This is a genomic window from Paenarthrobacter sp. Z7-10, assembly GCF_026932795.1.
Lineage (GTDB): Bacteria > Actinomycetota > Actinomycetes > Actinomycetales > Micrococcaceae > Arthrobacter_M.
Genome location: NZ_JADPVH010000090.1, coordinates 1 through 9,228 on the forward strand (window position 1 = coordinate 1; position 9,228 = coordinate 9,228).

Annotated in this window: 10 protein-coding genes and 1 pseudogene; 7 read left to right on the forward strand and 4 right to left on the reverse strand. The window is 63.6% G+C overall.

Features of this window, described 5'->3' with window-relative positions; genetic code table 11:
* Positions 1-153 precede the first annotated feature (153 nt).
* The 7 genes and pseudogenes from IV498_RS17850 to IV498_RS17885 all read left to right on the forward strand — a co-directional run bounded on the left by IV498_RS17850 (position 154) and on the right by IV498_RS17885 (position 4,930).
* Positions 154-654 (forward strand): phospholipase D-like domain-containing protein, encoded by a 501-nt coding sequence (locus IV498_RS17850; protein ID WP_330059861.1) that lies wholly within the window; start codon positions 154-156, stop codon positions 652-654.
* A gap of 187 nt (positions 655-841) precedes the next feature.
* Positions 842-1,219, forward strand: a complete 378-nt coding sequence (locus IV498_RS17855; RefSeq protein ID WP_269048428.1) for an FUSC family protein — start codon at positions 842-844, stop codon at positions 1,217-1,219.
* 155 nt (positions 1,220-1,374) lie between these two features.
* Positions 1,375-1,917 carry an MBL fold metallo-hydrolase gene (locus IV498_RS17860; protein WP_269048437.1) on the forward strand — a complete coding sequence of 181 codons (543 nt, stop codon included), beginning with the start codon at positions 1,375-1,377 and terminating at the stop codon, positions 1,915-1,917.
* A pseudogene (locus tag IV498_RS17865) lies at positions 1,911-2,926 on the forward strand (IS256 family transposase); the annotation flags it as partial. The gene IV498_RS17860 and the pseudogene IV498_RS17865, both read left to right, overlap by 7 nt.
* Positions 2,927-3,051: 125 nt before the next feature.
* Positions 3,052-3,789, forward strand: coding sequence for a mycothiol-dependent nitroreductase Rv2466c family protein (locus IV498_RS17870; RefSeq protein WP_269048429.1), 738 nt, complete (start codon positions 3,052-3,054; stop codon positions 3,787-3,789).
* Positions 3,790-3,810: 21 nt separating this feature from the next.
* Positions 3,811-4,311 carry an SRPBCC family protein gene (locus tag IV498_RS17875; protein ID WP_269048430.1) on the forward strand — a complete coding sequence of 167 codons (501 nt, stop codon included), beginning with the start codon at positions 3,811-3,813 and terminating at the stop codon, positions 4,309-4,311.
* Between the two features lie 379 nt (positions 4,312-4,690).
* A complete protein-coding gene (locus IV498_RS17885) occupies positions 4,691-4,930 on the forward strand; it encodes an alkaline phosphatase family protein (protein ID WP_269048431.1) in 240 nt (79 codons plus the stop codon).
* 450 nt (positions 4,931-5,380) lie between these two features.
* Here the strand turns inward: IV498_RS17885 and IV498_RS17890 are convergent, their stop codons facing one another.
* From IV498_RS17890 to IV498_RS17905, 4 genes are all read right to left on the reverse strand, one after another.
* The gene (locus IV498_RS17890; protein ID WP_269048432.1) at positions 5,381-6,715 is read right to left on the reverse strand and encodes a DUF2254 domain-containing protein; all 1,335 of its coding nucleotides are present in this window, start codon (positions 6,713-6,715) and stop codon (positions 5,381-5,383) included.
* A gap of 145 nt (positions 6,716-6,860) precedes the next feature.
* Positions 6,861-7,832 carry a mechanosensitive ion channel family protein gene (locus IV498_RS17895; protein ID WP_269048433.1) on the reverse strand — a complete coding sequence of 324 codons (972 nt, stop codon included), beginning with the start codon at positions 7,830-7,832 and terminating at the stop codon, positions 6,861-6,863.
* A 338-nt stretch (positions 7,833-8,170) separates the two neighbouring features.
* Entirely contained in the window at positions 8,171-8,473 is a 303-nt protein-coding gene (locus IV498_RS17900; protein WP_269048434.1) for a DUF6454 family protein, read from the reverse strand.
* On the reverse strand, positions 8,470-8,898 hold the full coding sequence (locus IV498_RS17905; protein WP_269048435.1) for a DUF6454 family protein: 429 nt from the start codon (positions 8,896-8,898) through the stop codon (positions 8,470-8,472). The genes IV498_RS17900 and IV498_RS17905 overlap by 4 nt, the downstream gene beginning before the upstream one ends.
* Between the last annotated feature and the right edge of the window lie 330 nt (positions 8,899-9,228).

Consider the following 9,228-nt stretch of genomic DNA (forward strand, 5'->3'; position numbering starts at 1 on the left):
ACAACCGCTGGCGCCCACACAGCCACAACAAAGGACTCCCACCGACCACCGCAATGACCAATTTCAAGCCAAACCAGCAATCGCTGCCAACCGCTGCCTAACCAACAAGAAACCAGCCGACTGTCTCACATCCTTGACACACCTCAGGTCGGGGTGTTCGACCTGGAGAACAGCACCGGTACTCCGATCTACATCCACGCCAAAATCTGCATCATCGACGACACCTGGTTCGACTGTGGCTCAGATAACCTCAATCGCCGATCCTGGACCACCGACAGCGAGCTCACCTGCGCCGTCTTTGACACCACTGCCACCAGCCGGGAACCGTCCGGCACAGACACCGGCTCGGACGCTGCCCGATCGTTGGCCCACGGGCTCCGCCTCCAATTATGGGCCGAACATCTGGGCCTGGACCAGGAAGATTCCCGACTCCATGACCCCGCGGCAGGGCTCAAACTGTGGAACACCTCCGCCGAAGCTCTTGACCGCTGGCACGAAACTGGCCGCCACTCGCCCCGCCCCCTCGGACAGGTGCGCCACCACACTCCAGAACCTGTGTCGCCCCGACAACGCCTTTGGGCGGATCCGATCAGCCGTCTCGTCGTGGATCCGGACGGCCGCCCACACAGGCTGCGCGGTACTACCCAGTTCTAGGCAAGCAACCGCGGTGCAGCAGGGGCGGCTCTTTCCCTCACGATGCAGGGCGGCGGCCAAACCCAGTTAGGCCAAGCGGCCCGCAGCTGCCCCCCTCGTAAACCTTTGGCATTTTGCGGTACGAACCTGGAAATCCCGGGAGCCAGTCGAGGCGCCCCTTCAGCCTCGTTCGCTGTTCTGATCCAGGGTGGGAGTCTTTACGGCCGCCGTCCCGTTGACGGGGGCGGATTTCGCTGGCCGACTCGGCCGCGGTGTCCACCGCATAGTCGGCACCTTCGCCGGCCTGGGAGTGACTGCAATGTTGCTCCAGTTCCGCCCTGCCGTCGTCGTGCTGTCAATTTTGGTGGCTGTCTTCGGGTTCCCCACAGAATTGTTCATGGCGCGCCACTACGGGCTGGCTCTGGTCTTTTTCACTCCTCTGATTCTGATCATGACGGTGCTCGCCCATCCCACCAACGTGGACGCCCTCATAGCTGCCCGAGGAGTGGAGACTTTCCTCGGCGCGGTCACCGGCATGGCCGTGGTCCTTCTTGTGCGGGCAAGGGCCGGCCAGGTCTCAGGATGAAGTATTGCCCCTGAGTCAACGGGAAATCGGTTCCACCCCATTGTGGAGATAGACATTGATGCTGATCCTGATTCTCGCCCTACGAATTAGACGGAGTTGCTATGAGCTGCTGGCCTTACCCAACGCTGACATGTAGGGGCACCGCCGGCGGGCAGATGTGGTGGACGGGGCCGGGAGCGGGCACACGCAACGGTATTGCGACCGCAATACTGGTCAAGGACCGCTGTTATCTTGTTGACTGCGGGCACGGTGTCGGCCGGCAACTGATGGTCGCGGGCATCAGCGTCTCTTCCATCTCGGGGATATTCCTGACACACCTCCATTCGGATCACACCATTGATCTTGGGTCCCTGGCCATTTTCGGCCTCTACGATTTGCAGCCTGGAGACCGCATCAAGCTACTTGGCCCCGGTGACCGCGGCATGTTGCCCCGTCCAACAGGGCGGGCAGCGGCGCCCCCTGCGCCAGTCTTTCCGGACCGGCCCACTCCGGGTAAGGTAGCGCTGTTCGATGCAATACTGGGGGGTTATGCAGCCGACCTCAATGATCGAATTTTCGACACCCTCCGGCCCTCGCCCTACGAGTTTTTTGATGTGGAGGACATTGCCGTACCTGAAGGAATTGGATACCACCCGAATGACGACCCGACGCCGGACGCGGAACCGTTTGAAAGTTTCGCCGACGACTTGGTGACGTAGCTATCCCGAAGCTGCGGCAGGGCAGCTATTTCCCGGACTGGCTGCTCGAGCGCCGCCGCCGTGCCGAGGCCGCTCTGACCTCGGTCGTGGCGACCTGCTGCCTGCTCGGGTCAGTACCCGCAGGATGGAGAAACTGGTTGATTCGTTGGGCATTACACGCCTGTCCAAGTCCCAGATGTCGATCATGGCCAGGGACTTGGACGAACAGGTTGAGTCGTTCCGTACCCGGCCCCTGGACGCCGGACCGTACACCTTCGTTGCCGCCGACGCACTGGTCCTGAAAGTACGTGAAGGCGGGCAGGTGGTCAACGTACACGCCCTGGTCGCGACCGGCGTCAACGCCGACGGACACCGCGATATCCTCGGGATCCAAGCCACCTCCGCCGAGGACGGGGCCGGCTGGTTGGCCTTCTTCCGGGACCTGACCGCCCACGGCCTCACAGGAGTGAAACTGGTGACTTCCGATGCCCACGCCGGACTCGTGGCAGCCATCGGGGCGACGCTACCCGGAGTGGCCTGGCAACGCCGTAGAACCCATTACGCAGCGAACTTAATGTCCGCCACGCCCAAGAGCAGCTGGCCGTGGGTGAGGACCCTGCTGCACAGTGTCTATGACCAGCCCGACGCGGACGCCGTGCACGCCCAGTTCGACAGGGTTCTGCGCGCCCTGGAGGAGAAGCTGCCCAAGGGCGCCAACCACCTCGAGTCCGCCCGCGCTGACGCCCTCGCCTTCACCGTGTTTCCGAAGGAAATCTGGCGCCAAATCTGGTCCAACAACCCGCAGGAACGCTTGAACCGGGAGATCCGCCGGCGAACCGATGTAGTCGGAATCTTCCCGGACCGGACCGCCCTGATCCGACTCGTTGGCGCAGTCCTGGCGGAGCAGCACGCCGAATGGACACAACGCCGCCGTTACCTCGGACTCGATGTCCTGGCCCGCTCACCACAAGCAAGAACCACCACAGAGAAGGAAGACACCAACACCGAACTCGGCGCACTCAGCTCCTAACCAAACCAAGGATCACGCGGCAACCGCAATACACCACGCATTTGGACTTGACCGGGTGTCCACCTTTTGGGCTGGGGCCTGGATTCGATTAGACGTGGGTTACCAACCGGTGTAAAGGTGGACGTATGGATGCCGACATTAACTTCTATTTCGACCCGGTCTGCCCTTTCGCCTGGATGACGAGCAAGTGGGTGCGGCAGGTGCAGGCGCAGCGGGACTACACCGTGGACTGGCGGTTTATCTCGTTGCGTCTGATCAACGCCGGGGTTGACTATGACGCGCATTTTCCGCCTGAGTACGAGGCCGGACACACGGCCGGGCTCCGGCTTCTGCGGGTGGCGGCCTGGGCACGTGCGGAGCATGGCCGCGAGTCGATGGCCGGGTTGTATGCGGCGTTCGGGGCGCACATCTTCGATGCCGCCCCAGACCCGGTCAACCAGCGCACCGAAGGTGAGGTGCGTGAGCGGCGTGGGACGCGTGAGTTCGTGGAGCCGATCCTCGCCGAGGCTGGCTTGCCCCTGGCACTGGCGGAGGCTCTCGACGACGAGTCGTGGGACCGTGAGCTCCGGCAGGAGACGGATGAGGCCCTCGCGCTGACGGGTAAGGATGTGGGCACGCCCATCATCCACTTTGAGCCACCCGCCGGCGTGGCCTTCTTCGGGCCGGTCATCAGCCGGCTGCCGGAGGAAGATTCGGCCGCCGAGCTGTGGGATCATGTGGTCGGGCTGGCACGCTTCCCCGGTTTCGCGGAGCTCAAGCGAAGCCTGCGCGAACAGCCACAGCTTGCTGCCCTCGGAGTCAACGCCGATACGGTCGGTCAGCAGGAGGACTGGCACGGCGGCAGCCGGCGGCAGAAGAAGTGACCGATCTGTGAGAATGGACTCGTGAGTTTAACAAGCATCCGCCAGCACCAGGAGTCCGTCACGGTTCAGGCATCAGCCCAGACGCTCTACGACTTGGTCTCCGACATCACCCGCACCGGCGAGTGGAGCCCGGTTTGTACGTCGTGTTGGTGGGACGACGAGGTCAATGCCGGCCAGGTCGGTGCCTGGTTCACCGGGCGTAATGAGCTCCCGCACCGGTCTTGGGAGACCCGGTCGCTGGTGGTGGCTGCCGAGCGCGGTCGCGAGTTCGTCTGGGTGGTGGGTGGCAGCCTGGTCCGGTGGGGCTTCACCCTTACCCCGGCAGAGACCGGGACGACCCTGAGCGAGTCGTGGGAATTCCTGCCGAGCGGTATAGCCATGTTCGAGGAGAAGTTCGCTGAGATGGCGTACGTTCAGATCACCGACCGCACCCAGCAGGCGCTCGACGGCATCCCTAAAACGCTCGCCGCGATCAAGCGGATCGCCGAGTCCATCGCCGCAAGTGAGGTGGACCGGTCATGACCGGCTTCCTCGGAGCGTAAAATCTCCCTGCGCCGTTCGGCGACCGGTAGTTCGAGGACCGGTCGCGTGAGGACTATGTCGCTGGCTCCGTTTACGAGATCGCTTACGCGAGCCTCAGCGAGACGGAGATGGTCGCCTTCGCCAGTTACTACGACCGGCCGTCGATCCATACCGACCCCGCCTGGCTGGCGACGGGAGCGTTCGACGGGTTGATCGCCAGCGGCGTGCACACGATCGTCGCTTGAACGCGTCTCTACCTCGAACACTACATCTCTCATGTGGCCAGCCTGGTCCCGCCCGCCTCGTACGAAAGTCGCTGGCCACGGATCTCCGCCGTGTCGCCTTTCTTGATCGTTTCGCGGCTGTGCCGCCGGTGGTCATGCCTTCGGGGATCTGTTCAGCGCTCGACGGGCCGCAATCCGACGCCACGGCCTGCTGCGGGGAAGGCCCCGGATCGAGCTCGCCGCAGCCCGGCATCTCCGGACCCGGCGGCGGACGGGTTGGGGCACTGGTCTTGTCGCCATTTACCAAGGGCGAAACCTGGTCCACGACCCCGTACAACCACTACAGTCTGCTCGCCGGCATCGAAGACACCTTGCACCTGCCGTACTTCGGCTAGGCCGCAAGCCCCTGGGTCAATCGATTCGGCCTGGACGTTTACAACGGTCGGCTCTAAGGCAGCAACCTCAACGTGAGACGTGGAGCGGAACTGTTTCCAGGAATCTTCCAGCCTGCGCCTGCCGGGGCGCTGCGTCGTCCCCATTAGTAGGCACCAACGGTTCACAACATCCGCTGTCGCGGTAGACGAGACGTTCCCGGTGATCGGCCCTGCGTCCAGCCCTCAACCTCGACACCCACGCCATCACTGTTTTCCCAGGCTCGCCTCAGCCACGCGCCGTCCGCATTTACGCTCGCCCTGTCGGGACGTCGAGGGCCCCCCTCCAGCGCTGCGGGCTGGCTGCTCTAGCAGGACGACATCCCAGCCGGCGACCCGAGCTGGCGGGCCGTGACCAAGCTGGTGATACCCGACCAACAACTATGGCTCTCACGCTCGTGCCCGACTCTCAGACTAGTGGTGCACCCAATATCCAGCATCATCCGCAAGTTTCAGGAGCCGGCTCTGCTCGGCACGAAGGTAGCTGCCGGCACCGATGGCCTCGCGCAGACGCTCCAATTGTTCGTGGATTTCGTTACGGTAATGGTCCTTGCTGTCGCAATATGACACTTCCTGCAAGAGACATACGAGCCTCTCGGCGACGGCAGGGTCGCTTACTCCGTAGAGCCGAGCCTGTCCAATGGAGAGGTCCAGCAGGTCCGCGAACGAGGGCTGGCTCAGGACGGCCCGGACGTTTCCGGCGTCGTCGCGCAGCAGCTCATGACCCGGACTCCTCCCGACGAGTCGGCATAGCAGGGCCGAAAGATGTCCGAGTACGTGCACCGCAGTGGTCGGATCGTTGGTCCCCGGCGACAGAGCGCGGGCTGCCACGTCGGCGAGCTGACGGAATCCGAAACCCATGTCCTGGACGTTCGTTCGTTCAACATCGGTCTCGACCGCGGAATTGACCATTTCCCGCAGTTGCCCCGAGGCGTCCGAGTCTAAGGTGGCCCCTGGCGCCAGCGGCCACGCCGTGGCAAAAGGGGTTCCCTCGATTAGAGAGCTGCCGGGCGTGCGGTCGACCCGGATCACGGCGCCGGCTTCGATCGCTGCGTGAAGCAGCGCTTTTTTGTCCACGACCGTAAGGAAGCCCGAGTGAGAACACCGGATGCGGATACTGCCGGCTCCCACCGTCGGTTCGGCGGTAGCCGCGGGCCGATCCGGGGGAAAGACCCGGTCCATGCTGTTCCGGGTTTCGACGGTGACGCGTCGCATCATCGTTTCCACACGAATTTCGCGAGTCAAGTGTGCTAGGAACAACACCAACCCCATGATGCTCGCGATCGCCAGGACATAGGCGATCGTGATGGAGAGTTCGGGTACGAAGGACGGGCTCCCACTGGTTTCCGTCCGTACGCTCCTGAGGACCGCAAGGGCGAACGCGAAGGTGGCCATGAATAGCGCTAACGTCGCGTGAACGAACCTGTCGCTGGTGAAGGTGCGCAACAGGCGGGGAGAGAATTGACTGCTGGCCAGCTGAAGGGTCACAACGGTAAGGGAAAAGGTCAGCGACGTCACTGTGATCAGCGACCCCGCAATCGCCTGCAGCACAGACCGGGCTGCCTCGGGGCCGCCGCCAAAGAGCAAGACAGCAAGGCCTTCAGGCAGCTGCCGGTCAACGACGGCGTCCAGGGCAGGAAGCGCCCCGCCCAGAACCACGGACACGACCACGGCCAAGGCAGGCAGTGGCCACAGCTGCGTCCGAAGGATGTCTCTCAGCCGAGCGATTTTGCCGTTTGTCATGATCATCCCCGCTTCTGCACCGTGCATTGGCGCCACGCTTGGTGCCGCTGCCCAGGAACGTCGGGCACGGCCTCAGTTCTAACATACGTTGCCTCCCGCTGACCATGTCCCCTAGCCACAACGCCGCCGTCAGCCACGCTGCCGAAGCCGCTTACGCGGGGTTGCCCGCTGACTTGCTCGCCCGCTCCTCGAAGGCGCTTCCACCGGGACCGGAATACAGTTGTTTGCGTTCCGCATCGCCGGCGGCGACCTCGAGGTGGCCGCTCTGTGTCCCGGTCCGCACCTCCTCCCGTTCAGCGGTAGGCGCCGCGTCGTCGTCCGGGCCGGGTTGGACCGACTGCCAGCGGTGCCGGGGGAGCACCCAGGGATTACTCGTCTGCAGATACTCCAGCATGGATTCGCGGACCAAGCAGCGCAGGTCCCAGAGCGCGCCGCTGTCCGCGGCGCTGACCAGGATGCGAAGGCGTACGAAGTCCCCGGTCGCGTCCGTCACCTGAAGGGACCCGGTCCGACGGTCCCACAGATCGGTGCTATCCAGCAGTAGGGCCAGATGCGCGCGCAACTGGGCGACCGGTACCTGCCAGTCCAGGTCGAGCTCCACGGTGCCCATGATCTTGGAGTTGGTGCGGGTCCAGTTCTCAAACGGAGTCGTGGTGAAGTAAGTGGAGGGCAGGATCAGCATCCGCTCGTCCCAGACCCGGACCACCACGTAGGTCATGGTGATTTCCTCGATCTTCCCCCACAGCTTCTCGACCACGACGACATCGTCGATGCGGATCGCGTCGGTGAACGCCAACTGAACACCGGCGAAAACGTTGGTCAGCGAGCTTTGCACTGCCAGGCCGGCCACGATGGAGATCAGTCCGGCGGAGGCCAAAATGCCTGTCCCCAGCGCCCGTACCTCCGGAATCGTCAGCAGCAGGCCAGCCAAGGCCAGGGTGACGATCAGGGCAACGACCACGCGTCGCCCCAACGTCACCTGGGTCTCGAGCCGGCGCGTGCGCCGGGTGTCCTGCGCCTGGGTCCGGAATCGGGTCAGGAGGAGCGTTTCCCCGACCAGCAGCACGATGATGGCCAGCCAGCCCAGGGCAGCGATCACCGCGACCATGACAATGAACTCCACCGTCGGAAACCATGGTTCGCCCGCCGATGTGATGCCAAGGCCGATGTGAACACCGACGAGGGCGAGGGTGATCCGACAGGGATTCCGTGCGCGGGCGGACTGCTCGCGGAAGCCGGGGCCCGGCTGAGGGTCCGGTTCAGAAGGAAGCGGAGCACGGCAGTGGCCGCGAGGGCGGCGATGGCCGCGAGCAGCACGGCTAGGACCGGAGCGAGGGCGATGAACAGATCAGTCATGCCTCAATGGTGTCAGGCCGACCGGGGGGCACGTCGAACTGGCGGCGTACCACCGGCCGGGCGGTCCGCCACTGTCTTGGTGCGGACAATCATGTGCTGCCGACATTAGAACGTGAGGGCATACGTCAGGATTTCCGTTCCGCCGCCCTCGTCGCCGCCCTCGTCGCCGTCGTCCGGAGCCAGCCGGAGGACAAGCCCGTCGTCGGTGGCCGACATGGCGAAAGGATTTCTTGTTACCACGTGTCCGGCGGGGCTGAACAGAGGCACAGGAGTCTCATGCAGGATTCGGTGATGCCGAAGGTCCACGAGGGCGATTCCCCCGAGTTCGTAGTCGCCGTCACCGTCACCGTCACCGTCACCGTCACTGCCGGCCTGCGGTAGGGCCGCGATGCCGTTGCACAGAATCAAACCGTCCCCGGCGTGCTGACAGTCCTGATAGTCGATGAAGTCACTGGTATTCTGCCAGCGGCCAGCTCAACACCGTCATATGACCACGTGTAGAAGTTCCGTGAGCCCCAACTACCGCCGTAGAGGACGCCCCTCAGGGGGTCGCTGACCAGCCAGCCGATGTGGTCCTGGACCCGGAATTTTTCCTTGATCTCCAGGGACTGGGGGTCAATGGTGTGGATGATGCTGCTGCTCGCGCTTCGGTACTCCGCCACGGGCACCCAGATGTTGGTGCCGTCGAAGTCAATCCCGCCGGGGTGATACATGGTGCCCTCGCCGATGATTAGGTCCTGGCGGAGGACCCCGTCCGCGTCCACAACGAAGACGTGGCCGAGGCCGCGCCCTGGCGTGCGCCCGCCCGGTCCGGTTCCAACAGCTTCCGGCAACTCTACAGACCTTTTCCGACCATGAATGCCGGCAAAAAGTTTCTCGGGTCTCGCGCCGCTGTCTCTTGATGTAAATCGACAAGTCTTTGTGTTATGGGCGGGAGCGCTGGTGTTTCGACGTATGTCTGGGTTGCGGTCCACATGAACGTGAGCCCGGCCGCCGTATCGATCGTGCGCTACGGCACTAGTAGTACTTTGTTAGGTTTTTGGGTGTTGCTCTTTTAATCTTCGGTCGGGTCTGTTAATTTCGGTTTATGAGGGACGACGAGATCGCGGCCGTGCGCCTTGAGCTGGAGGACTACGTTGCGGAGGTCTTCGGATCGCTGCCGC

Excerpts from the sequence above, each read along its gene's own strand:
- IV498_RS17890 (WP_269048432.1), bottom strand. The coding sequence starts at position 6,715 with ATGATCATGACAAACGGCAAAATCGCTCGGCTGAGAGACATCCTTCGG.
- IV498_RS17870 (WP_269048429.1), top strand. The coding sequence starts at position 3,052 with ATGGATGCCGACATTAACTTCTATTTCGACCCGGTCTGCCCTTTCGCC.
- IV498_RS17885 (WP_269048431.1), top strand. The coding sequence starts at position 4,691 with ATGCCTTCGGGGATCTGTTCAGCGCTCGACGGGCCGCAATCCGACGCC.
- IV498_RS17860 (WP_269048437.1), top strand. The coding sequence starts at position 1,375 with ATGTGGTGGACGGGGCCGGGAGCGGGCACACGCAACGGTATTGCGACC.